Origin of the sequence: Streptomyces sp. NPDC086519 (assembly GCF_040686075.1) — a bacterium.
Taxonomy (GTDB): domain Bacteria; phylum Actinomycetota; class Actinomycetes; order Streptomycetales; family Streptomycetaceae; genus Streptomyces; species Streptomyces shenzhenensis.
This window is the reverse complement of record NZ_JBFBJL010000024.1, coordinates 59180-81870: the sequence shown is the minus strand read 5'-3', so window position 1 is coordinate 81870 and position 22691 is coordinate 59180. Positions and strand designations below refer to the sequence as shown.

Genomic DNA, 22691 nt, shown 5'->3' with positions numbered 1-22691 from the left:
CTGCCACTAGGGCGCGCCGGGATACGTCAGTGCACTTCAGCTTGGCTTCTGCGTACCCGGCGCTGCGGGCCGCGCCCACCCTCCATCGCCTTGCGGAACGCCTGCCCACGGCGGTCATTTACCGGGGCTCGGCGACGCCTTCGCCCCCTTCTTCAGGAACCCCATGTCCTGGTAGACCGGCGTCTGGAAGCCGAAGGCGCCGACGTTCACCAGTCCCTTCCGGGCGCCCACGATCTGCGGCCGCTGGTACAGCGGCAGCGACCCCGCCGACGCCCAGATCCTGGAGTCCGCCTTGCGCAGCAGCCCGTCCGCCTCGTCCTCGTCCAGCGTGCTCAGCGCCTGGTCGAAGAGCTGGTCCACCTGGTCGGTGCCGACCCGCGTGTAGTTCTGCTCGATGTTCAGCGACCCGTCGGCCGCCACCGCCGGCTTCGCGTAGATCGGCCGCGCGTCCGTCGCCGGGAACGCGGACGACGGCCACGAGTACAGCGCGAGGTCGTACTGCCCGGACGCGATGTGGTCCTTGAAGTAGCTGTCGTCCGACACCTTGTGGATCTCGGTCGCGATCCCCACCCGGTCCAGCATCTTCGAGATCTGGCCGGCGACCGACTGGAGCGTCTCCGAGCCCGGCCCCGAGGGCAGCACGAACCGCAGCGAGAGCGCCTTCCCGTCCTTGGCCAGCGGCCCGGCCGGCGCCCCGGCGCCCCTGGGCGCCGCCGTGCCCTTCGGCGCGTACGCCCCCGGCGCCCCGTGCGCGTGGTCCTTCTGGTGGTCGCGGGTGTCCTTGTCGTACGAGTCCTTGTCGTCCTCCCCGACGATGAACTGCCCGTCGTGCCCGCCGTCCGACTCGTCGCCCTGCTCGCCGTCGTCCTTCTTCTTGTCGCCCTTCTTCTCGTCCTCCGCGCCGGCCGCCTTGCCCGGGTTCCTGACCGGCCCGCCGGCCACCCAGCCCGCGTCGGCGAGCAGCGCCTGCGCCTCGTGGGTGTCGAGGCCGCCGATCGCCCCGCTGCCGTCGGTGTAGGCGGCCTGCCCGGACAGGGCGACGTGGCTGCCGACCGGGACGGCGGGCAGCCCGAGCGGGGTGAGGACCAGTCTGGCGAGCTCCTGGCGGTCGAGGGCGCGGGCGACGGCCCGGCGCACCCGCTCGTCGGCGAGCGGGCCCTCGGAGCCGTTGAGGGCCAGCTGGGTGTAGGCGGGCTCCAGCGACTTGCGGACATCGAAGTCGCGCAGCTCGTGCTGCTGCTCCAGCCACTTCGCGATGCTCCTGCGGAGCTTCTTCGGCCCCTCGGGCAGCTTCTCCTGGTCCATGCCGAGGGTCAGCGCCCAGGACCGCAGCTTCCTGGCGGAGGTCTTTCCGGCGCCCTGCAACGGCAGCTCGGTGCCCTTCTCACGGCCTGCGACGGTGATCCGCTCGGCCTCGGCGGCGTCGATGTCGGCGACGTCGACCGTGCCGGCGGCGAGCGCGGACGCCCGCTTCGCGCGGTCCACGGCGTGCAGGTCGATCTCGTCGAGCTTGGCCGGGCGGCCCCACCAGCGCGGGTTGCGGGTGAGGATCACGTCCTTCTTGGCGGTGTCGACCTTGTCGACCCGGAAGGGACCGGCGGTGACGGTGAGCTTGCGGCGGGCGCCGTCGTTGAAGGTGTCCGGGGTGCCCATGACGTCCTTCGGGTACAGCGGCGAGAACAGCGACTTCCAGTCGGCGTACGGCCTCTCGAAGGTGACCCGGACCTCCAGGTCGTTGGCGCCGCGCTCGATCTGGGCGATGCGGTCGTAGCCGGCGTTGCGGGCGGTCCAGTAGGCGGAGTCCTTGCCGGACAGGGCGCGCCACTGGGCGGCGAAGTCGGCGGCGCCGATCTCCCGGCCGTCGCTCCAGACGGCCTGCTGGTTGAGCTTGTAGAGGACGACCTGGCGGGGCTCGGTCTCGATGACCTTCGCGGACTCCAGGTAGTCCGGGTTGCGGACCGGCCTCCCGCCGGCGTCGATGGTGAACATCGACGGCAGGACGGCCTGCGCGACCCGGGTGGTGCCCGCGTCGGCGTCGGCCTGGAACGTGTTCAGGGTCTCCGGTACCGCGTCCACGGCCATCTTCAGGGTGCCGCCCTCGGCGACCGCGTCCCGGGCGACCGGCACGATGTCCTGGCCGGCCAGCGGCTTGCTGCCCTCGTCGTCGGAGCCGCAGCCGGCGAGGAGGGGGACGGCGAGGGCGCCCGCGGCGAGAAGGGCGACGGCGCTTCGCTGGTGGCGCCGCGACGGGCCGCCCTTCGGCTGCGGCTCCGACGTGGTTGCTCGCGCCCGCGCGGCGGCAGCCGCAGATCCGAGGGCGCCCCGCGCCCCTGCGGGGCGCTGCCCCGCGCCGACGCCGTGGTGAGACATCTCTGCTTACCTCCGGAGGCCCCGTGACACGGGTGCGGTCTGTTCACGTTTGGGGGTATTTTGGAGTTGATCACATGTACGTCAGAAGTACGGACCCCACTGAAATGGACGAGGTCCGTCGGCCCGGGACGACACGGCGGCGGGGGCTCCCAAACGCCACCCGTGCGGCGCAAAGTCGTGCTCTTCCCGGCGCACACAGAGCGCGTGCGGGCGTGCGGCGGAGGCATGCAATCCGCCAATCGCTGCACATGCCTTCACATCAGTAGGTGTGACGCGCAACACTCGCAGGCGCATGAACGTTGCCGCCTTGGACCGCCAAGTCCGCGGAAGTGAGGTCACGTCATGTCCGTGCACGACGACCTGACGTCAGTCCAGCGTTGCCTAGAAGATCTGAACCGGTCCGTCAGCCGCCTGGAGCAGCAGCTCGGGGGCGGTGGACTGGAGATGCGCCGCGTCCGTGCCGACGCCGATCACCTGCGCGAGAGCGTGGCCCTGCTGCGGGAGGCGGCCAGCACCGGCGCCCCGAGCAAGCGCCCCGAGCTCGTGACCATCTCCGACGATCCGTACGACATCAACCTGTGGACGGACACGGACGACGAGGGCCTCGGCGCCCGCGACCGGCACGCCCCCTAGGAGCGCTGACCGCAGGCCCCCCACCCCGACCCCGACCGGAGTCATCCATTGGCCACTGGTACGGAACCACATCAGAACAGCGGCGGCGTACGCACCCGTACGCGCGCCGCGATCTCCGCCCCGCACCTGCGGACCGACCGCTGGTGGCTGGCGCCCGCCGTCACCGCGGCCGGTCTGTTCGCCTTCGTCGTCTACTCGACCTGGCGGGCCTTCGCGAACGCGCACTACTACTCGGCGCCGTACGTCTCGCCGTTCTACTCGCCGTGTCTGGCCGAGAACTGCAAGGCCATGCCGTCCGGCCCGAACGCCGACGTCTTCGGCAGCTGGTGGGCGATCTCCCCGGCGATCATCATCCTGGTCTTCCCGCTGGGCTTCCGCCTGACCTGCTACTACTACCGCAAGGCGTACTACCGCAGCTTCTGGGCCTCCCCGCCCGCCTGCGCGGTGGCCGAACCGCACGCGAAGTACACCGGTGAGACCCGCTTCCCGCTGATCCTCCAGAACGTCCACCGGTACTTCTTCTACTTCGCCCTGCTGGTCGCCTGCGTGCTGACCTACGACACGGTGCTCTCCTTCCGGGACCCGCACGAGCACTGGGGCCACATGGGCCTCGGCACCCTGGTCTTCCTGGTCAACATCGTGCTGATCTGGACGTACACGCTGTCCTGCCACTCCTGCCGGCACATCGTCGGCGGCAAGCTCAAGCACTTCTCCAAACACCCCGTGCGCTACAAGGCATGGCAGTTCGTCGGCCGGCTCAATGCCCGGCACATGCTGCTCGCCTGGGCATCGTTGGTGAGCGTGGCGCTCGCCGACTTCTACGTCTATCTGCTCGCGTCCGGTGTCTTCGCCGATCCGCGATTCTTTTGAGGACAGGGGCTTCTGATGTCAGCGGTGGAGCGGCAGCAGTGGGACGTCGTGGTCGTCGGCGCCGGCGGGGCGGGCCTGCGCGCCGCGATCGAGGCGCGCGAGCGGGGCGCCCGTACGGCGGTGATCTGCAAGTCGCTGTTCGGCAAGGCGCACACGGTGATGGCCGAGGGCGGCATCGCGGCGGCGATGGCCAATGTCAACGAGCACGACAACTGGCAGGTGCACTTCCGCGACACCCTGCGCGGCGGCAAGTTCCTCAACCAGTGGCGGATGGCCGAGCTGCACGCCAAGGAGGCCCCGGACCGCGTCTGGGAGCTGGAGACCTGGGGCGCCCTCTTCGACCGCACGAAGGACGGGAAGATCTCGCAGCGCAACTTCGGCGGCCACGAGTACCCGCGCCTCGCCCACGTCGGCGACCGCACCGGTCTTGAGCTGATCCGGACCCTGCAACAGAAGATCGTCTCGCTCCAGCAGGAGGACGAGAAGGAGACCGGCGACTACGAGTCCCGGCTCAAGGTCTTCCAGGAGTGCACGGTCACACGGATCCTCAAGACTGTGTCCGACAGCGGCTCCGCCGCGGGCTCACGGGTGAGCGGCGTCTTCGCCTACGAGCGGGAGACCGGCCGGTTCCTCGTCCTCGAGGCGCCCGCCGTGGTCGTCGCGACCGGGGGCATCGGCAAGTCCTTCAAGGTGACGTCGAACTCGTGGGAGTACACCGGTGACGGGCACGCGCTCGCGCTGCTGGCCGGGGCGCCGCTGCTCAACATGGAGTTCGTGCAGTTCCACCCGACCGGCATGGTCTGGCCGCCGTCGGTGAAGGGGATCCTGGTCACCGAGTCGGTGCGCGGCGACGGCGGGGTGCTCCGCAACTCCGAGGGCAAGCGGTTCATGTTCGACTACGTCCCGGACGTCTTCAAGGAGAAGTACGCCGAGTCCGAGGAGGAGGGCGACCGCTGGTACGAGGACCCGGACCACAACCGGCGTCCCCCCGAGCTGCTCCCCCGCGACGAGGTCGCCCGCGCGATCAACTCCGAGGTGAAGGCGGGCCGCGGCTCGCCGCACGGCGGGGTCTTCCTGGACGTGTCGACGCGGATGCCGGCCGAGGTGATCCGGCGCCGGCTGCCCTCCATGTACCACCAGTTCAAGGAGCTGGCCGACGTCGACATCACGGCCGAGGCGATGGAGGTCGGGCCGACCTGCCACTACGTGATGGGCGGGGTCGCGGTGGACTCCGACACCGCCGCCGCCCGCGGGGTGCCGGGGCTGTTCGCGGCCGGTGAGGTGGCCGGCGGCATGCACGGCTCCAACCGGCTCGGCGGCAACTCGCTCTCCGACCTGCTGGTGTTCGGGCGCCGGGCGGGCTGGCACGCGGCCGACTACGCGGCGGACCTGGACGCCCGGCCGGCAGTGGACGACCAGCAGATCGACGCGGCGGCGGCCGAGGCGCTGCGGCCCTTCTCCGCGGAGAGCCAGGAACCGGACTCCGGCCCGCCGGAGAACCCGTACACCCTCCACCAGGAGCTCCAGCAGTCCATGAACGACCTGGTCGGCATCATCCGCCGGGAGGGCGAGATGGAGCAGGCCCTCCAGCGGCTCGCCGAGCTGCGGGTGCGGGCCCGCCGGGCCGGGGTGGAGGGGCACCGGCAGTTCAACCCCGGCTGGCACCTCGCCCTGGACCTCAGGAACATGCTGCTGGTCAGCGAGTGCGTGGCCCGGGCGGCACTGGAGCGCACCGAGTCGCGCGGCGGGCACACCCGCGAGGACCACCCGACGATGGACCGCCGGTGGCGCCCCGTGAACCTGCTCTGCCGGCTGGCCGACCCCACCGGCGGGCTCGCGGCCACCGACCCGGTGAGCGGCCAGATCACCCTCACCCGCGAGACCACCGACCCCATCCGAGCCGACCTGCTCGCCCTCTTCGAGAAGGAGGAGCTGGTCAAGTACCTCGCCGAAGAGGAGCTGTACGAATGAGCGGCTACACGGCCCACTTCCGGGTGTGGCGGGGCGACGTCGAGGGCGGCGGCCTGGAGGACTTCAAGGTCGAGGTGAACGACGGCGAGGTGGTCCTGGACATCATCCACCGCATCCAGGCCACCCAGGCCGCCGATCTGGCCGTCCGCTGGAACTGCAAGGCGGGCAAGTGCGGTTCGTGCTCGGCGGAGATCAACGGCCGCCCGCGCCTGATGTGCATGACCCGCATGTCCGTCTTCGAACAGGGCGAGACCGTCACGGTCACCCCGCTGCGCGCCTTCCCGGTGATCCGCGACCTGGTCACGGATGTCGGCTTCAACTACCAGAAGGCCAGGGAGGTCCCGGCGTTCGTACCGCCGGCCGGTCTCGGCCCCGGCGAGTACCGGATGTTCCAGGAGGACGTGGACCGCTCGCAGGAGTTCCGCAAGTGCATCGAGTGCTTCCTGTGCCAGGACGTCTGCCATGTCGTGCGCGACCACGAGGAGAACAAGGCGGCGTACGCGGGCCCCCGTTTCCTCATGCGGGTCGCGGAGCTGGACATGCACCCGCTGGACGCGGCCGAGTCGGCCGGCCTGGACCGCAAGCGCACGGCCCAGGACGAACACGGCCTCGGCTACTGCAACATCACCAAGTGCTGCACGGAGGTGTGCCCGGAGGGCATCCACATCACGGACAACGCCCTGATCCCCCTGAAGGAACGGGCGGTCGACCGCAAGTACGACCCCCTCGTCTGGCTCGGCTCGAAGATCAGGAGGCGCCCGGCAGGAGGCTGAGCACCTGCCGGAGGTTGAACTCGGCTATGTCCCGCATCGGTTCGCGCTCCGGGAAGTCGCCGTCGAGCAGCCTGAGCGGCCCGGCGACGAGGTTGAGGTGCATCGCCAGCCGGTACAGCTCCGTCCGGTCCTCGTCGAGGCCGGCGGTGCGCAGCACGTCGTAGGCGGGTCCGAAGCGCAGCTGGAGGAAGACGTGCTCCCATTCGGCGTCGAAGTACATCAGGCCTTCGATGTCGATGAGCGCGGGGTCGCCCTCCTCGGTCACCAGGACGTGGTCCGGGCCGAGTTCGCCGTGCACGAGGGAGGCGTGGTCGCGCGGTTCGACCGCGTCGTAGAGCTGGTGCACCCGCTCGGCCAGCGCCTGGCGCACCTCGCGCAGGCGGGGGTCACGCTCGGCCACCTCCGCGATGTCGCGCATCGCGCGGTCCGCGACGACCTGCTCGCAGGAGCTGCCGAGCGGTTTGCCGCCCTCCTCCACCAGGGCGGCCTTGCCGTATCCGGAGGAGACGCGCTCGCGGAGCACGCCGAGCGTGGCCGCCAGCCGGGCCAGCGGCACCCGTGCGGCGCCCGGGTCACTGCGCAGCAGCACCTCCAGGCTGCCGCCGCGGACGTCCTCGACGACCGCGGCGTAGGCGGGCAGGTGTTCGGCGTCCTCGTCGGCGAACAGCAGGCGCGGGGTGCGCACGCCGAGTTCGGTCAGCAGGTCGTGGGCGGACAGGAAGAGGCCGAGACCGGACGCGTGCGCGAAGGGGTCGCGGATGTCGGCGTCGACGGGCCCCCAGTAGTCCTCCTCCGGGGACCAGACGTACGCGATCGCGCTCCGGCCGTTGTCGAGGGCGAGCCGGTAGACGCCCTTCTTGCTCCCGCCGCGCAGGCGGGTGACGGCGGCGGGAGCACGGCCGAGGGCCTCGCGGGAGAGCGACGCGAGGTCGTCACGGGTGAGGTGGGCGCGAGCGGTTGTCATGACGTACGAACCCAGTCCTTCCGATAGGAGGTCCAGTCGGCCTCGGTGGCGGCGAAGTCGACGTACAGGGCGACGCCGAAGGTAGCGCGATCCGGGTCCGTCCGTGACAGTCCCAGCCGAACCCCGCGCACGGCCGCCGGCACGGTCTCGGCGTGCGCCCAGTGCCCGAACCGGTTCTCACGGTAGAAGGGCAGCCCCATGAGGAGATCGGTGTTTGCCGGTGTGACCTCCAGCGCAAGACTCGTCTGCTGCGCGACGTACCCGCCGTACAGGCTCTGCAAGGGCTGCATGGTGTCGTACGACATCACCGCGATCTGATCCACCCGGCGAGCGACTTGCCCGAAATACTGCTGCGACCACCATTTGGGATGGCCGGCGACGGTACCCCAGAAGGAGTGAAAGGCCGGCAGCGGATCGATCTGGTGTGCGGCTACGGACAGCAGCGGGGTCGCGGGGCGCAGGGCGTCGAGGAGGGCGAGGTAGTTCCGGTCACCGGAGTGCAGGGGCTCCAGGTCGAAGTGGACCCCGTCGAACCCGAGGCCGACGACCTGCCGGGCCGACGCGACGACGGCCTCCCGCGTCCTCCTCTTCTCCAGATGCATGGCGTACGGCTTCTCGGGCGCGACCTCGTCCCCGAGCCAGGCCTGCACCCGGACCCCGGGGAGTTTTCGATGCACGGCTGTTATCAGCCAACGGGCCTTGGGACAGGCCGATTTGGGCAGCGTGCCGTTGTGTTCCAGTGGTCCGGCATGGACGTAGAGGTCACGGATGCCGGTGTCCGCGAGCCGGGTGGCGAGGGCGGTGACGTCGGCGTCGGTCCGCCGGCCGTCGACCCACGCGTGCCCGAGCCAGAGGGCGTCCCGGTGGCGGCTGTACGTACCGGCCTTCGGGTCGCCGGCGTAGTTGATGCGGAGGGCGGTCTCGGCGATGAGGAGGGGGAGCAGCAGCACGAGGACGACGCACAGCGTCCGTGTGCCGATTTTCTTCCCGGCCGCCCGACCCGTGCGGCTCTCGCCGTCGGGTGCGGGTGACCCCTCGGGGGGCTCGGACGCGTCGGCGACCGCGGGTGGCGGGTTGCTCTCCGGGTTCGGGCTCCGTTTCATGTTCTGTCCCCCGTTTCTCGTCGTCCCCCGGCTGTCTCCGCCCCGGTCGCGAAGCCGACCAACTGCCCATACGCTCCGAAATGTGACGTCATCGTTGATCCGGGGCCGGCCGAGGCGTGCCACCGGGCACATAGGTGTGCGGGTGGGGCATGCCGTGCTGGGCGGGGTGACCGGGGTGGTCTGGCTGGTGCTGCCGGTGATGACGAGCACCGTCCAAGATCCGGTTCCCGTGGCGAAGGGCGGCCCGGCCGCCGCGGCCGGGGTGGCGGACGGGGCGGCGGCCACCGATTACGTGCTGCCGCTCGCGGTCGTGGCCGCGGCCGGCGCGCTGGGCGGCTACGGATACGTACGGCGGATACGGCGGGCCCGCTCGCGCACCACACCGGGGATCGTCTCCCCCGCGCCGCCGGCGCCGTCGGCCCTCGACGTCGAGCGGCAGGCCGGGTCCGCCCTGGTCCTCGCCGACGACTGCGTGCGCGCAAGCCGGGAGGCCCTCGGGTACGTGGACGGGGGCGAGCCCGTCGTACGGGCCCTGCGGGCGGCCGAGACCGAGCTGGCGGCCGCGTTCGCGATATGGCGCCGGTACGAGGAGGGGGTACCCGGGGACGACGCCGGCCGGCGGCAGGCACTGGTGGGGGTGGTCGGGCGGTGCGCGGAGGCGGGACGGCAACTGGACGCGGGGGCGGCGGAGTTCGACGCCGCGTGGGAGGCGGGGGATGCGCTGGCGGTGGCCGAGGAGCGGTTCCGGACGCTGGCGGGACGGACCGGCAGGGTGGCGGGCGCGCTGGCCGAGGCGGGTGCGCGGTACGGGCCGGCCGGCCTCGCTCCCGTCGTCGGATACGTCGAACAGGCCAAGGACCGGCTGGTGTTCGCGACGTCACGGCTCAACCAGGCCCGCCAGGCCGGGGACTCAGGTGACCGTGAGGGGTCCCGGCGGGGGGTGCGGGCCGCCGAGGGGGCCGTGGCGCAGGCCGGGGTGCTGCTGGGCGGGGTGGAGCGGCTGGCGCGGGAGCTGCGGACCGCGGCGGAGCTGGTGCCGGCCGCCCTGACGGGCGCGGAGGCGGAGCTCGCGGGGCTGCGGGGGACGACCCCGCCGCCGCGGCTGACGCATGCCGACGCCGTGCTGGCCGCCGTACGGGAGGAGGTGACCGGCGGGCCGTACGACCCGTTGGACGCCCTGCGCCGGGTCGTGCGCGCGGTGGAGGGGGCGGGGGGCGGGCGGTCCGGGGTGATCGCGGCGGGGGCGGAGCTGGTGGCACGCAGCGCGCTGGAGGCGGCGGACGACTTCGTGGGGACGCACCGGGGGGCGGTGGGGGTACACGCCCGGGCGTTGCTGGCGGGCGCGCGGGGCGCGGCGCCGGCGGACGCGGACCGGCTCGCCCGGAAGGCGCGGGAACTGGCGGAGCGGGACGTACGGGTGCACGGGAACCCGTTCGCGGGGGAGGCCGCCCATGGGAGCGGGGTGGCGGGGGCGGTGCTCGGGGGTGTGCTGCTGGGCGAGGAGGGGGACGGGGGGCCGGTGGTGGCCTTCGGGGGGCCGGAGAGCAGGGGGAGGCTGGGGTAGCGCGTCAGGGGGTGCCGCGGGGGGTTGCCAGGCGGCTACGGGTGGGTGGGGGCTGGTCGCGCAGTTCCCCGCGCCCCTTACGGGGCACTTCACTGGTCGCGCCCACGCGGCGGAGCCGCACATCAAACACAGCCCCGCGCCCCTTACAGGGCACTTCACTGGTCGCGCCCAGGCGGCGGAGCCGCACATCAGACACAGCCCCGCGCCCCTTACAGGGCGCTTCACTGGTCGCGCCCACGCGGCGGAGCCGCACATCAGACACAGCCTCGCGCCGCCAAAAGACAGGGGGCCGCATGAGCGCCCCTTCAGGGGCGCGGGGAACTGCGCGACCAGCCCCCGCGGCGCCGCGCCGAACCACCGGCCGGAGGGCCCCTCCTCAGAACAGGCTGAGCAGAGCCTCCGCGGGGTCGGTCAGCCCGGTCTCCCCGTCCGGCAGCGGGAGTTCGAACCACACCGTCTTGCCCCGCGGCGTCCGGCGTGAGCCCCACGCCGCGCTGAGCAGCCCGACCAGTTGCAGCCCACGCCCGCCCTCGTCGGTGTCCCGCGCCCTGCGGCGCCTCGGCTGGACCAGACCGGAGTCCCAGACCTCGCACACCAGGGTGCGGTCGAGCAGGAGGCGCAGCCGTATCTCGCCCTCGCCGTACCGCAGCGCGTTGGTGACCAGCTCACTGACCAGGAGTTCCGTCGTGTCGACCAGCGGCTCCAGGTCCCATGTGAGCAGCTGGCCGCGGGCGTACTCGCGGGCGCGGCCCACACTGCGCGGCTCGCGCGGCAGCGTCCAGTCGCCGACCGAATCGGCCGGCAGCCCCTGGACCCGTGCCATCAGCAGCGCGATGTCGTCCTCGCCGTGATGCGTGTCGAGGGTGTTGAGGACGTGGTCGCAGACGTCCTCAAGGGGCTGGGACGGGTCGGTGAGGGCCCCGACGAAAGCCTGGAGGCCCTCGTCGAGGGGGTGGTCGCGGGATTCGACCAGGCCGTCGGTGTAGAGAGCGAGAAGGGAGCCCTCGGGGAGGTCCACCTCGACCTCCTCGAAGGGCTCGCCGCCGACGCCGAGCGGCATGCCGGGCGGCACGTCGAGCATCAGGGCGGCCTCGCCGGGTTCCACGAGGACGGGGGGCAGATGGCCGGCGTTGGCGAACGTACAGCGCCTGGTGACGGAGTCGTAGACGGCGTACACGCAGGTCGCGAGGTAGACCTCGGAGAGGTCGGCGTCACGGGGCTGGCGGGCGGTGCGGGTGGCCTGCTGGACCCCGCCGGGGGTACCGAGGCCGCGGGCGATCTCGTCCAGCGCGGAGAGCACTTCGGCCGGTTCGAGGTCGAGCAGGGCCAGCGTGCGCACGGCCGTGCGGAGTTCACCCATCGCGACCGCCGCGCGAAGACCCCGTCCCATCACGTCGCCCACCACCAACGCCGTGCGGTGGCCGGGGAGTTCGATGACGTCGAACCAGTCGCCGCCGACCTCGGTGGCCGCGTTGCCGGGCAGATAGCGGCAGGCGATGTCCAGGCCGGAGGCCTCCGGGTCGCCGGGCGGGAGCAGGGACCGTTGCAGTATCAACGCGCGTTCGTGCTCGCGCCGGTAGAGGCGGGCGTTGTCGATGCACACGGCGGCGCGGGCGGCCAGTTCGACGGCGAGGTCCCGGTCGCGGTCGCCGAACGGCTCGCTGCCCTTGGTGCGGGCGAACTGGGCGAGGCCGACGACCGTGTCGTGGGCGACCATGGGCACGGCCAGCGTGGACTGGACCAGGCCGCCCTCCGCCGCCGGCACGTGCTGCGGGCGGGCGGTGCGCAGGGCGTCCGCGCAGGGGGAGTTGAAGGGGTAGTGGTGGACCGCGCCGACGGCGACGGGGGCACCGCCGCCCACGAAGGGGGCGTCGGAGACCGCGCTGGCGAAGGCGACCCGGCGCAACTCGGCGCTGCCGTCGGCGAAACCGGGCGGGGTCTCGTCGCCGGCCAGCAGGCCCTGGTAGAGGTCGACGGTGGCGAGGTCGCAGAAGCCGGGGACGACCACGTCGAGGAGTTCGCGGGCGGTGGTCTCCAGGTCGAGGGAGTTGCCTATGCGGGCGCCGGCCTCGTTGAGGAGGGCGAGATTGCGCCGGGCGGCGGCGGCCTCGCGGGCGGCGGCACGGCGGGCGGTGATGTCGATGCCGAGCCAGGCGACGCCGATGGGGCGGCCGGTGCCGCTGTGCACCCGGTAGAGGTTGATGGACCAGTGCCGGCGCTCGTCTGACCCCGGCACGAAGCCCGTGACGTGCATGTCCGTGATGGAGTTGCCGGTCTCCAGGACCCGTCGCAGGGTGGCCGCGACCCGCTCGGCCTCGGAGCGCGGCAGATAGTCGTGGACGCCCTTGCCGCGGTGGTCCTCGGGGGTGCCGCCGAAGACGGAGGAGAACCGCACGTTGGCGCGGCGGATCCGCAGGTCGGTGTCGATCAGCAGGAAGCCGAAAGGAGATTGACCGAATATCGACTGCGAGGCCGCGAGGTCGGTCTCGATGCTGCGTAGGGTACGGACGTCGACGACGATGCACACGGCCGCGTTCTCGCCCTCGGCGGTGCGGGTGGGCATGACGTAGACCTCGGCGATGCCCTCCTCGCCGCGCTTGCCGTCCGCCGTGTCGGGCATCCGGAACGGGACCACGCCGGTCCACTCCCGCCCGTCCAGGATCTCGGCCATCTTCCGCTGGCCGCGCTCGCGCTGGTCGGGGTCGACGAACGCCTCGATGGGATCCATGCCGACGGCGCGCTCGGCGGGGATACCGAAGATCTGCTCGGCGCGCAGGCTCCACTGGTCGACCAGGCCGCCGACGCCGATGGAGAACGAGGCGACCTTGATGTAGTCGTAGATCGAGCCGGGCGGGCTGGTCTGCCACATGGCGTCGCCGGGGGCCGCGGCTGTCTCCGCCGTCCCCGCCCTCACGCCGTCCGACGGGTCCTCGGACTCCGTGGCCTTAGCTGGTATCTCGCTCACGCGAACCGTCCCCTCCAGCTCACCGCGCCCGGCACCGGTCACCGGGTGCGGCTGCCCGCAGTATCCAGCACTACGGCGCCGCCTGACACGGTGTTCACGATCACAGCACGGTCCCGACGATTTCCGGACCGGACCGTGACAACACTTCCAGTCTTCTAACCAGGGAACACGGCGTCGAACCACGTACCCGGGCACGCGTTGATCAGCCACTCTCACGGGTGGACCGCATCGCACCGGGTGTACACCCCGTTCACCCGGTTCAGCCGGGTACGGCCAACTCGAACCAGACCGTCTTTCCCTTGGCGCCGGGCCGGGTACCCCAACTGCGCGAGGAGCCCGCCACCAGTTGCAGACCGCGGCCGCTCTCGTCGTCGGGGCTGGCGGCGCGTTCGCGTGGTGGGTCCGGGAGCGGGTCGGAGACCTCGACCCGCAGGGTGTCGCCGAGCTGTGGGGGGCGGACGAGGCGGACGCCGATGGGGCCGGTGGCGTGTCGTAGCGCGTTGGTGACGAGTTCGCTGACCAGCAGGGCGGTGACGTCGGCGAGGGTGTCGAGGCCCCAGCCGCGCAGTTGGTCACGGACCGCGGTCCGGGCGGTGCGCACGGCGCCCGGTTCCGCGGGAAAGGTCCACTCGACGGCGTCACCTTCGGTGCCGATCACACCGATCACTTCCCAGTCGCTTCCGTGGCTGCGAGCCCTGCCATGTCCGGTTTCTTGGGGTTAATGGGCACATACCCGATTACCGGGGGGCAGTACCGCAAGCGAGGGCGCACTGTGGTGCGAACGGCTTACGCCGGGGGCCGTGCGCCTGGGAGCTCGGGGGTGCGCGTATGGCGGCGGGTACGGGTGCGTCGTGGCTTGTCGCGCCCGCGCGGCGGCAGCCGCATATTCGGGTACGGCCCCGCGCCCCTGTCGTCGGGGCTTCGCCCCTGACTCCAGCGGCTTGTCGCGCCCGCGCGGCGCCGGCCGCGTACTCGGTGCGGGCATGCACCCCTGCCCGTCGACGCTTCACCCCCGGCTCAAGCCGCGTGTCCAGTACGGAGCGCGCGCCCCTGTCCGTCGGCGCTTCACCCCGACTCAAGCCGCTTGTCGCGCACGCGCGGCGTCAGCCGCGTGTTCAGTAGGGGCGGGGGCCCTGGAGGGGCGGGGTTTCGTCCCTACCCCCACCGATCCGCCGTCGCGGCCACCTCGCGGACCGCCTGGACGTCCTGGTCCAGCCAGTTCACGTCCCAGATCTCCTCCGGGGCCAGCCAGCGCAGTTCGTCGTGGTCCTGGAGGGGCTTGGGGGCGGGGGAGGCGGGGTGGAGGCGGGCCGTCCACACCTGGAGGACGTACGGGGGGCGCAGCGGCCACTCCCCCGGCACCCGCGTCAGCGTCTCCGCCGCCACGCCCAGTTCCTCGCGCAGTTCGCGCAGCAGGGCGCGCTCGGGGGTCTCGTCCGGCTCGACCTTGCCGCCGGGAAGTTCCCAGCGGCCGGCCAGGTCGGGGGGTGCGCTGCGGCGGGCCGCGAGGAGGCGGCCGGCGTCGAGCAGGGCGGCTCCGACCACCACGATCCGTTCGCTCATGGGCCGGAGCCTACGGGAGGCTCAGGTACGGGCGGCGCTCTCCCCGTTGCTGTGGCCGACGCGCTCGACCCAGTAGAGCTGCTTGTGCCCGCGGTCGTCGAGACTGTCGGCGATCTTCTGCGCCTCGGCCCGGGTCGCGTACCGGCCGACGCGGTAGCGATTGCCGTTGTCGTCCTGCCGTATGACCAGCCAGGGGAGAGAGACCGTGCCTTCCGTCATCGCGCCCCTCCGCATCTCCCGGCTCCCGCCCATCCCCGCCCCGCTAAGGAAACCGCACTCCGCATATGCCCGAGCGTACGCCTAACCTTTACGCAGCGAATACGCCTTTTCACAAAGAGGTACGCAACCAGCCAGAACGGTGGGGGCGCACGGCAACGAATGCGCCGTGCGCACGCCTGCCGTTTCGGGTCGCGGGCATGCCGCGGAGAGCCGGGCCACCTGGGAGAACGGCCGGATCGCAGCGGTGGGGCACAGGTCCGGACCTGGGTGGTGAAAGCGTCAACCACCGCAAGGGTGTGCGCTACTTCACTCAGAGGTGGTACGGACGCTACTTCACCGGCAGATGGTAGGACGCCCGGTAGCGGTCGGCCGGAATGACGACGTCCGCGGTCTCCACCGGGCGGCCCGAGGCGTAGTACGTCCGCTGGATCACGAGGACGACATGGCCCGGGACCCCGCCCAGGACGAGCAGTTCCTCGGCGAGGCCGGGGCGGGCGCCGACCTCCTCGGTGACGTTGTCCACGACGACGTCGATGGCGCGCATCCGCTCGACCACGCCCATCCCGCCGAGCGGGCCCTCCTCGGGCAGCATCACGGGGGTGCGGCCGGTGACGGCGAGGGGCTCCCAGGAGGTGGAGAGCATCATCGGTTCGCCCGCGTCCCGGAACAGGTACCGGGTGCACATCACGCGGTCGCCGAGGCGGATGCCGAGCCGGTCGGCGATCGCGGCGCCGGCCTCGGTCTGCTCGCTGCTGGACTCCCAGGTGCCGCGCGCGGTCGCGTCGGACTGCTCCTGCCGGAACGGGGTGGCGCCGCCGGCCGGGCGGAACCCGGAGCGGGCCACCCGCCGGGGCACGGGCCGCTCGCGCACGTAGGTCCCGGAGCCGGAGCGGCCCTCGACCAGCCCCTCGGCCATCAGCACCTTGCGGGCCTCCAGGGCGACCGTGTCCGAGACGCCGTACTCCTCGCGGATACGGGCCTGGGAGGGCAGCCGGGTGTGAGGCGGCAACGAGCCGTCGACGATCTTCTTACGGAGATCACCCGCGACACGCAGATACGCCGGCTGCTCACCGAAAGTCACTGGCCGCTCCCATCAGGTTGTACAGACAGCAACAGCGTGGCAACCGTGGGTTGAGCCGTGCAAGCAAAGGCCAGAGAATCACTCGATGTGATGACATGTGGCCCGGGGAGGCTTTACGCAGGCACTTTCTCCCCGCTATGGCCGCGATCACACCTCCAGGCCGGAGCCGGTTCCTCCGCTGCCGGAGCCGCCGCCCCCGCCGTCGTCCGAGGGCGGGGTGGTGGCAAGGCCCAGAGCCTTGCGCGCGGTGACGGTCCGCTTGGGGTCGAGCAGCGTCGACCCCTTGTCGTAGTGGGCGTAGTAGGTGTCCGCGTCCGTGGCCCGCGCGGCCTTCGCCCACTGCGCCTTCGCCTGGTCGAGGTCCGCGATCAGGTCCTTCACCGGCTGCTTCGCGTCCGGGCCCCAGCCGTGCGCGCGCAGCATCGCGGTCTGCTTGCCGAGGGCGGTGGTCACCCTGCCCGCCCACCGCCGGTAGCCGGGCAGGTCGTCCTCGACGTACTGCGCCTCGGGCGCGGTGGCGAGGGCGGAGTTGAGGACGTGCGCGGCATCGAGGTAGGCGACCTGGTCCGCGTCCAGCACGCTCTCGTCGTTGCGCAGCGAACCGGAGAGGGTCCTGCCCTCGGTCGTGTTGCCGAAGACGCAGGCGACCTCCCGGTCGCCGTACTTCCAGCTGTCCTCGCTGGGCGTGAAGTAGTACACGTCGACGTCGTCGGGGATCGCCCAGCCGTCCATCGCGTAGCCGTCCTCCAGGGCGTAGCAGCGCTCGTCGGCGGAGTCGCCGACGCCGTCGTCGCCCGGGTAGGACGAGCCCTTGAGCCGGTAGGTGGCGAAGACCTCGCCGTCGTGCGCCTTCGCGCAGTCCACGACGTCGACGTCGGAGACCAGGTCGCCGGTGAGCGTGCCGTCGGGGGTGTCGAAGCAGTCGCCGGTGGCCAGCGAGAGGCTGGAGCTGTCGTTCACGCCCTGCTTGAGGCCGTACCAGAACTCGCCGGCCCCGCCGGAGGCCAGCAGCAGCACCCACAGGGCCAGCCCGACCGACGAGAACACCGACCCGATGACCGCCATCGCCTTGCCGCGCTCACCGCGCCGGCGGATCTGGCTCAGGCCGATCAGCCCCAGCACCAGCCCGACCCCCGGCAGGCAGCACAGCAGCCCGAGCACGAGGGAGGCGATGGCGAGCCCGTTGACGGGCGGCTGGGGGACGTGGGGGCCGTAGCCCTGACCCCAGGGCTGGTACGGCCCCGGGTACGGCTGGGGCGGCTGCTGCCCGTACGGTCCCTGCGGGTACTGCGGGTACTGCGGGTGGCCCGACTGAGGCGGTTCGTAGGGCCCTTGTGGCTGGTGGGGGCCGGGGGGCGGAGGTATGGACACCGGTACCGTGCTCCTGAGGGGGCGTCGGGCCGCGTGGAAACGCACGGCTGAACTGACGTACGACTGCGCGCATCGTAAGCGCGCCGTGAACGGGGGCGTCATGAGGGTGGGGAAGGCGGCCGCTCGCGCGGTGACCGGCCTGACCGCGCGCCGGGCCGCGTCGGCGGACGGCACGGTGTTCTCGGCGGCCGGGGTCTGGCCGCTGCCGGCCTTCCCCGCCTACGGCGCCGGCGGCAGGGCGCGCGGCGAGCCGGCGGACGCGCCGGGCTTCGAGGCGGCCGCGGTGACGGCGTCCGGGACGGCGGGAGCGGGGCCCCCGTCAGGGACGGCGGGAGCGGGCCCCTGCCCGAGCGGCGTCACGTCTCCGCCCGGAGCGGCGCCGCCTTCGACCGCCCCTTCGGCTCCCTCGCCCCGCACCGCCGCTCCCGGCTCGTCCTGGCGGCGGGCCGGGTGACGGATCCAGCGCCCTTCCCCGACCACTCCTGGGAGCACGACCGATGAACGACACCGTCCGCGCCGTCAACGCGCTCACCGCACGCTGGGGCCTGAAGACCAGACAGGGCACGGTCTTCTCGGCGGCCGGGGTCTGGCCGCTGCTGGCCTTCCTCGCCGACGGCGCCACGGGCCCGGCCCGGGACGAGCTGACCCGGGCCGTGGGGCTACAGGCGGACCAAGCCGCCGCAGGAGCGCGGGAGTTACTGGCCGGACTCGACTCGATGCCGGGCGTCGGGTCGGCACTGGGGCTGTGGACCGACCGGGCGCTGGAGCTGCGCGAACAGTGGGCGGCGGGGCTGCCGGCCGACGCGCACGGGGTGCTCGGCGCCGATCCGGCGGCCTCCCGGGAGGCGCTGGACGCCTGGGCGGCGAAGCGCACCGAGGGGCTGGTCGAGCGGCTGCCGGTCCGGCTCGCCGAGGACGCCCGGATGGTGCTGGCGACCGCGCTGGCGCTGCGCACGGACTGGCAGCAGCCGTTCCGGGAGACCCTGCTGCGGCCCGGCTCCGGGCCCTGGCAGGGCCGCATGCTGGCCGGTCTGCACCGCAGCAGCGTCCGGCCGGACCGGATCGGCGTGAGCGCGGGCCCGGACGGGCACGTCACCACGCTGAAGGTCCTCGGCGACAACGGCCTCGACGTGCACCTGGTGCTCGGCGCGGAGGGGATGGCCCCGGGGCAGGTGCTGCACACCGGCATCGGCGTCCTGGAGCGGGCCCTGCCGGTGACGACCGGCGGACAGCTCCCCTACGGGCCCGCGGGGCCGGGTGTGGTCGTGGAGCGGCAGCCGTCCGTCGCCCCGGATCCGGTCCGGCTCGACGTGACCACCCCCGGCTTCACGGTCCGCGCCGACCACGATCTCCTCCAGCACCACGGGCTGTTCGGGCTCTCCACGGCCGCGGACGCCCGCGAGGGGCACTTCCCCGGCATCAGCACCGCGCCGCTCGCCATCGGGGCGGCGGGGCAGTCCGCGGTCGCGGAGTTCGGGCCCCTGGGCTTCCGGGCCGCCGCGGTGACGGCGGTGGTGGCGGCGCCGGGCGGCGGCCCGCCCCGGTACCGGCACGAGTCCACGGTGGTGCGGGCCGTCTTCGACCGGCCGTTCGGCTTCCTCGCCGTGCACCGCGGGACGCGGCTGGTCCTGGCGGCGGGCTGGGTGGCGGAGCCTACGGAGGCGGGCTGAGCGCTCGGCCGGCCGGGCCGCGATGCGCCGTCGTTCGGCCGCGGCACCGTCGTCGCCGGTCACGCCCGCCCGGCGCGGCCGCACATGCCCTACGGCGCCGCCTCTGCGGGGCGCCGGTGCTCACGCGAAGTCCGTGGCCCGCGTGCGCGTCTCCCAGGCGGCGATGTCCCGGCGTACGCCGTCCAGTCGCGTCAGTACGGCGGTCACCGCGTCGTCGCCCAGCGGCAGGTGCGGCGGGGTCTCCTCGGCGTCCAGGGCGGCCAGGATCAGCGCGGCCGCCCTGGCCGGGTCGCCGGGCCGGCCGCCGTGGCCGCCCTGGACGGCGGCACGGGTCGCGGCGACCTTGGCATACACCCCGGTGTCGGAGCTGACCCCGGCCCGGCTGCTCTCGAAGGGCGAGGTGCGGAAGGCGCCCGGCTCCACGATCAGCACCCTGATCCCGAACTCCCGCACCTCGTCGGCGAGGGCCTCGGACCTGCCCTCCAGCGCGAACTTCGTGCCGCTGTAGGCCGAGAAGCCGGCGAAGGGCATCTGCCCGCCCATGCCGCTCATCTGGACGATCGCCCCCGAGCGCTGCCCGCTCAGGCGCCGGCCCTGATGCGCAGTCTGAGGGTGCGGGCTTCGGGGCGCAGCGCGAACTCGGGCCACACGTCCGGCCCGCAGGCCCGGGAGCCGAGGCCGTGCTGGGCCGCGTCGATGATGAGGTGGCTGGTGGTGGACTCCGGGAGTTCGTAGGGGTGGGCGGCGCGGGCGAGCTGCTGCGGGGTGTGGCGGGCGAGGGTGAAGCCGGGGCGGCGTCCGCGCATGTCGGGGAGGGCCTCGATACGCAGGGCCCCGGTGCCGCCGCTGGTCAGCGTCAGCCGGCGGACCTGGGAGCGGTGGCCGGTCTCCTGGGGGCGCGCGTACCCGACCGACAGGTCGGGGACGGTGGCCGAGAAGCGGCCGGTGCGGGCCGCCCGCATGCTGTCCGGGTAGGACTCCAGCGGGCCCGTGCCGAACCACTCGGCGCCGTCCACCGGGGCTGCCCCGTCGGGCAGTTCGAAGCGGACCCCGATCCGCGGCCACACCGTCGCCCAGCCGCGCGAGGGCTCGATCTCGACGCGCAGTTCCAGCTCGCCGTCCTCGACCGACCACACCGACTCCACCGTCACGAAGAGCGCGGAGTCCGCGGCGGCGACCCGGTCGACGGTCCGCAGGGCGTCGGTGGCCTGTGCCACGCTGACCCGCCGCGTGGTGAGGCGGTCGAGTCCGTCCCGGCGCCACAGGTCGGCGCTGGACACCCCGGCGGCACTGGCGTCGCTGCCCTCCAGCCGGTCGGCCGTGCCCTCGTCGTTGTCGGTCGGCGCGCGGAACAGCTCCAGCCGCGGCCCGGTCACGGCCCGCCCGGCGAGGCGGGTGAGGGACCCGCCGGCGAACTCGGCGATGCCGAGCGAGCACGTCCCCTGGCCCGGCCGCCAGCCGGTCCGGGGCCGGACGGCGGGCACCGGCCGCCGTACCGAGCGGTCCAGCTGGGCGGTGGCGACCTGGTGTCCCGCGGGGGCCCAGGCCGTGTCGGCCGCCAGCACCGCCTCGACCGTCAGCCAGGTCTCGGCGTCCGCGGCCACCGCGATCGGGGGCAGCGGGACCCGTCCCGACTCGCCCGCCGCGAGGAGGGGTGCGGGCAGCTCCCCCGCCGCCGCGGGGACGCCGTCGAACTCGACACGCCAGCGGAAGCTCAGGTCGGAGGTGTCGGCCGAGTGCCGCAGGTTGGTGATCACGAGCTTGTCGCCGTCGAAGGCGAACCGGATGGGCTGGACGACCGCCTTGAACTCGTGGAGGCCGGGCGTCGGCACGTCGTCGCTGAGCACCATCCCGTCCATCACGAAGTTGCCGTCGTGCACGACCTCGCCGAAGTCGCCGCCGTAGGCGTAGTACGGCCTCCCGTCGGGGGCGGTGGCCAGGATGCCGTGGTCGCGCCACTCCCAGACGAATCCGCCGTGCAGCCGCGGGTACCGGTGGACGAGGGCCTCGTACTGGTCGAGGGCGCCCGGGCCGTTGCCCATCGCGTGGGCGTACTCGCAGAGCAGGAACGGCTTGGTGCGCTGCCGGGCGCCCTGGGCCGGGGTGCAGCCGAGCAGCGGCGCCCGCGAGCCGTCGGTGCCGATCTGCTCGGTCTCGGGCACGGTCGCGTACATCCGGGAGTAGACGTCGGTGTAGTCGCCCGTGTAGTCGCCCTCGTAGTGCACGGGACGCTCGGGGTCGCGGGCGTGCACCCAGGCGGACATGGCGGCGAGGTTGGCTCCGGTGCCGGCCTCGTTGCCGAGCGACCACATCACGACGCCGGGGTGGTTCTTGTCCCGTTCCACGGTGCGCTCGACGCGGTCCAGGCAGGCCGCGCGCCAGGCGGGGTCGTCGGTCGGGTTGCCGGTCCAGCCGACCTTGTCGAAGCCGTGGGTCTCCAGGTCGCATTCGAGGACGACCCAGAAGCCGAGCTCGTCGGCGAGGTCGAGCAGCCGGGGGTGCGGCGGGTAGTGGCTGGTGCGGATGGCGTTCACGTTGAACCGCTTCATCCGGGCCAGGTCCGCGCGGGCGTGCGCCTCGTCGAAGACCCGGCCGCGCTCGGGGTGGGCCTCGTGCCGGTTCATGCCGTGGAAGACGACCCGGCGGCCGTTGACCAGGAACTGGTCGCCGCGGATCTCGACCGTGCGGAAGCCGACCCTGAGGGCGATGCTCTCGGCGGCCGAGGAGACGGTGGCGTCGTACAGCCGGGGCCGCTCGGCCGACCACGGCTCCACCTCCGCGACGTCGACGGGCGCCACGTCGGCCGCCGTCTCCCAGACCTGTTCCACACCCAGTTCGGGGATGCGCAGGGTGACCGGGAACGCCTCGGCGCCGGCGGTGACCTCCGTCTCGACACGCCCGCGCCCGCCGTCGTAACCGGTGCGCAGCCAGACGTCCTCGATGCCCCCGGCCGGGCGGGCGAGCAGGGTGACGTCCCGGAAGATGCCGGGCAGCCACCACTGGTCCTGGTCCTCCAGGTAACTGGCCGCCGACCACTGGTGCACGCGGACGGCGACGACGTTGTCGCCGGGGCGCACGGCGGAGGTCACGTCGAACTCGTGGGCCAGCCGGCTGCCGCTCGCGACGCCGATCCCGACGCCGTTCACCCACACCTTGAACAGCGACTCGACGCCGTCGAACCGCAGGACGACCCGCTCGGCGTCCCGCCAGCCGGCGGGCAGGTCGAAGTGGCGGCGGTAGTCGCCGGTGGGGTTCTCGTCGGGGACGTGCGGCGGGTCGATGGGGAACGGGAACTGGATGTTGGTGTAGATCGGCCGGCCATGGGCGCCGTCGCCCTCCAGCACCCAGTGCGCGGGCACCGGGATGCCGTCCCAGCCCTGGTCGTCGAAGTCCTCGGCCGCGAACTCCTCGGCCACGGCGGCCGTGGGCGACAGCCGGAAGCGCCAGGGGCCGTTCAGCGAGAGGGACGGGGCGTCGGAATGGAGCCAGGAGCGGGCCGGGCGCAGGGCGCCGTGCCAGGGGGTGGGGTCCGATACGTACGCGGAGTGCTCGGAGGGCAAGACGTCACAACTTT

Annotated in this window: 17 protein-coding genes and 1 pseudogene; 7 read left to right on the top strand and 11 right to left on the bottom strand. The window is 72.9% G+C overall.

From position 1 onward, the window contains the following. Positions 1 to 114: 114 nt before the first annotated feature. Complete coding sequence (locus AB0P24_RS23375) at positions 115 to 2370, bottom strand: ABC transporter family substrate-binding protein (protein WP_365796969.1); 2256 nt, start codon at positions 2368 to 2370, stop codon at positions 115 to 117. 342 nt (positions 2371 to 2712) lie between these two features. Here AB0P24_RS23375 and AB0P24_RS23370 point away from each other — a divergent pair, with 342 nt between their 5' ends. From AB0P24_RS23370 to AB0P24_RS23355, 4 genes are read left to right on the top strand one after another with little or no spacing between them, the layout of a single operon-like run. Continuing rightward, on the top strand, positions 2713 to 3003 hold the full coding sequence (locus tag AB0P24_RS23370) for a hypothetical protein (protein WP_365796967.1): 291 nt from the start codon (positions 2713 to 2715) through the stop codon (positions 3001 to 3003). A gap of 48 nt (positions 3004 to 3051) precedes the next feature. Further along, complete coding sequence (locus tag AB0P24_RS23365) at positions 3052 to 3873, top strand: hypothetical protein (RefSeq protein ID WP_365796965.1); 822 nt, start codon at positions 3052 to 3054, stop codon at positions 3871 to 3873. A 15-nt stretch (positions 3874 to 3888) separates the two neighbouring features. Next, entirely contained in the window at positions 3889 to 5844 is a 1956-nt protein-coding gene (locus AB0P24_RS23360) for a fumarate reductase/succinate dehydrogenase flavoprotein subunit (RefSeq protein ID WP_365796963.1), read from the top strand. After that, positions 5841 to 6617 (top strand): succinate dehydrogenase/fumarate reductase iron-sulfur subunit, encoded by a 777-nt coding sequence (locus tag AB0P24_RS23355; RefSeq protein ID WP_365796961.1) that lies wholly within the window; start codon positions 5841 to 5843, stop codon positions 6615 to 6617. The genes AB0P24_RS23360 and AB0P24_RS23355 overlap by 4 nt, the downstream gene beginning before the upstream one ends. Here AB0P24_RS23355 and AB0P24_RS23350 read toward each other — a convergent pair. Both AB0P24_RS23350 and AB0P24_RS23345 read right to left on the bottom strand, forming a co-directional pair. Then, positions 6592 to 7581: a phosphotransferase gene (locus AB0P24_RS23350; RefSeq protein WP_365796959.1), complete on the bottom strand. Its 990-nt coding sequence runs from the start codon at positions 7579 to 7581 to the stop codon at positions 6592 to 6594. The genes AB0P24_RS23355 and AB0P24_RS23350 overlap by 26 nt on opposite strands. Beyond that, positions 7578 to 8684, bottom strand: a complete 1107-nt coding sequence (locus tag AB0P24_RS23345) for a glycosyl hydrolase family 18 protein (protein WP_365796957.1) — start codon at positions 8682 to 8684, stop codon at positions 7578 to 7580. The genes AB0P24_RS23350 and AB0P24_RS23345 overlap by 4 nt, the downstream gene beginning before the upstream one ends. An 82-nt stretch (positions 8685 to 8766) precedes the next feature. On the opposite strand from AB0P24_RS23345, the gene AB0P24_RS23340 reads away from it, so the two are divergent. Then, the gene (locus AB0P24_RS23340; RefSeq protein ID WP_365796955.1) at positions 8767 to 10248 is read left to right on the top strand and encodes a hypothetical protein; all 1482 of its coding nucleotides are present in this window, start codon (positions 8767 to 8769) and stop codon (positions 10246 to 10248) included. 376 nt (positions 10249 to 10624) lie between these two features. Here AB0P24_RS23340 and AB0P24_RS23335 read toward each other — a convergent pair whose 3' ends face one another. From AB0P24_RS23335 to AB0P24_RS23310, 6 genes are all read right to left on the bottom strand, one after another. Beyond that, positions 10625 to 13213 (bottom strand): SpoIIE family protein phosphatase, encoded by a 2589-nt coding sequence (locus AB0P24_RS23335; protein WP_365796953.1) that lies wholly within the window; start codon positions 13211 to 13213, stop codon positions 10625 to 10627. 259 nt (positions 13214 to 13472) lie between these two features. Beyond that, positions 13473 to 13880, bottom strand: coding sequence for an ATP-binding protein (locus tag AB0P24_RS23330; protein ID WP_365796951.1), 408 nt, complete (start codon positions 13878 to 13880; stop codon positions 13473 to 13475). 488 nt (positions 13881 to 14368) lie between these two features. Beyond that, positions 14369 to 14776, bottom strand: coding sequence for an NUDIX domain-containing protein (locus AB0P24_RS23325; protein ID WP_365796949.1), 408 nt, complete (start codon positions 14774 to 14776; stop codon positions 14369 to 14371). 21 nt (positions 14777 to 14797) lie between these two features. Then, positions 14798 to 14995, bottom strand: coding sequence for an SPOR domain-containing protein (locus AB0P24_RS23320; RefSeq protein ID WP_365796947.1), 198 nt, complete (start codon positions 14993 to 14995; stop codon positions 14798 to 14800). Positions 14996 to 15323: 328 nt separating this feature from the next. Next, complete coding sequence (locus AB0P24_RS23315) at positions 15324 to 16076, bottom strand: GntR family transcriptional regulator (protein ID WP_365796945.1); 753 nt, start codon at positions 16074 to 16076, stop codon at positions 15324 to 15326. A gap of 147 nt (positions 16077 to 16223) precedes the next feature. Beyond that, positions 16224 to 17447, bottom strand: a complete 1224-nt coding sequence (locus AB0P24_RS23310; RefSeq protein ID WP_365796943.1) for a DUF4190 domain-containing protein — start codon at positions 17445 to 17447, stop codon at positions 16224 to 16226. Between the two features lie 100 nt (positions 17448 to 17547). Between AB0P24_RS23310 and AB0P24_RS23305 the strand changes: the two genes are divergently transcribed. After that, on the top strand, positions 17548 to 17901 hold the full coding sequence (locus tag AB0P24_RS23305) for a hypothetical protein (protein ID WP_365796941.1): 354 nt from the start codon (positions 17548 to 17550) through the stop codon (positions 17899 to 17901). 43 nt (positions 17902 to 17944) lie between these two features. Further along, positions 17945 to 19117 carry a serpin family protein gene (locus tag AB0P24_RS23300; protein ID WP_365796939.1) on the top strand — a complete coding sequence of 391 codons (1173 nt, stop codon included), beginning with the start codon at positions 17945 to 17947 and terminating at the stop codon, positions 19115 to 19117. 120 nt (positions 19118 to 19237) lie between these two features. Here AB0P24_RS23300 and AB0P24_RS23295 read toward each other — a convergent pair. Both AB0P24_RS23295 and AB0P24_RS23290 read right to left on the bottom strand, forming a co-directional pair. Further along, positions 19238 to 19693: pseudogene (locus tag AB0P24_RS23295) on the bottom strand (SDR family NAD(P)-dependent oxidoreductase); the annotation flags it as partial. Positions 19694 to 19698: 5 nt separating this feature from the next. Beyond that, positions 19699 to 22677, bottom strand: coding sequence for a glycoside hydrolase family 2 TIM barrel-domain containing protein (locus AB0P24_RS23290; RefSeq protein WP_365796937.1), 2979 nt, complete (start codon positions 22675 to 22677; stop codon positions 19699 to 19701). Positions 22678 to 22691 lie beyond the last annotated feature (14 nt).

Coding starts and splice junctions, on each gene's coding strand:
- AB0P24_RS23375 (WP_365796969.1), bottom strand. CDS start 2,370: ATGTCTCACCACGGCGTCGGCGCGGGGCAGCGCCCCGCAGGGGCGCGG.
- AB0P24_RS23370 (WP_365796967.1), top strand. CDS start 2,713: ATGTCCGTGCACGACGACCTGACGTCAGTCCAGCGTTGCCTAGAAGAT.
- AB0P24_RS23360 (WP_365796963.1), top strand. CDS start 3,889: ATGTCAGCGGTGGAGCGGCAGCAGTGGGACGTCGTGGTCGTCGGCGCC.
- AB0P24_RS23355 (WP_365796961.1), top strand. CDS start 5,841: ATGAGCGGCTACACGGCCCACTTCCGGGTGTGGCGGGGCGACGTCGAG.
- AB0P24_RS23350 (WP_365796959.1), bottom strand. CDS start 7,581: ATGACAACCGCTCGCGCCCACCTCACCCGTGACGACCTCGCGTCGCTC.
- AB0P24_RS23345 (WP_365796957.1), bottom strand. CDS start 8,684: ATGAAACGGAGCCCGAACCCGGAGAGCAACCCGCCACCCGCGGTCGCC.
- AB0P24_RS23325 (WP_365796949.1), bottom strand. CDS start 14,776: ATGAGCGAACGGATCGTGGTGGTCGGAGCCGCCCTGCTCGACGCCGGC.
- AB0P24_RS23320 (WP_365796947.1), bottom strand. CDS start 14,995: ATGACGGAAGGCACGGTCTCTCTCCCCTGGCTGGTCATACGGCAGGAC.
- AB0P24_RS23305 (WP_365796941.1), top strand. CDS start 17,548: ATGAGGGTGGGGAAGGCGGCCGCTCGCGCGGTGACCGGCCTGACCGCG.
- AB0P24_RS23300 (WP_365796939.1), top strand. CDS start 17,945: ATGAACGACACCGTCCGCGCCGTCAACGCGCTCACCGCACGCTGGGGC.